The organism is Paenibacillus sp. MER 99-2 (assembly GCF_023714095.1).
Classification (GTDB): domain Bacteria; phylum Bacillota; class Bacilli; order Paenibacillales; family Paenibacillaceae; genus Paenibacillus.
On sequence record NZ_JAMAUZ010000028.1, the window covers coordinates 1 to 491 of the forward strand.

General features: G+C 33.6%; 1 protein-coding gene. It reads right to left on the minus strand.

The annotated features are described in order from the left end of the window. The coding region (locus M3636_RS29110) for an ROK family protein (RefSeq protein ID WP_251384750.1) at window positions 1–491 on the minus strand (491 nt) is incomplete at both ends.

The window sequence follows — 491 nt, forward strand, 5'->3', positions numbered from 1 at the left end:
CCTCTTTATCTAATACATAGGTCTTGATTAATCCTGCTGCTCCTGTAATACCTGCATCATTACCTAATTTCGCTTGTACAATTTCAGTTTCAAATTGAGCAGGTGCAAATGTTAAATTATGATATTCTGTTTTAATATTTTCAATTAAAATAGGTCCTGCAGTAGACATTCCTCCACCTAGAACGATATATTTCGGATTACTTGTAACACTAATAATACTACATAAATATCCAATATAGTTTGCAACCTTTTCAGTAATGAAAATACAGAATTGGTCACCAGCTTTTGCCGCATCAAAAACAGCTTTTGCTGTAACCTTATTTTCTTTAATCAATTCTAATATAGAAGATCTAAACGTCAACTTCGGATAGTAGAAGTTAACTAAGTTAACAACGCCTGTCGCTGAAGCAACTGTTTCAATACATCCAGAACGACCACAATTACATTTAAATCGTTGATCGAAGTCTGCTCTAAAATGACCTATTTCTGCG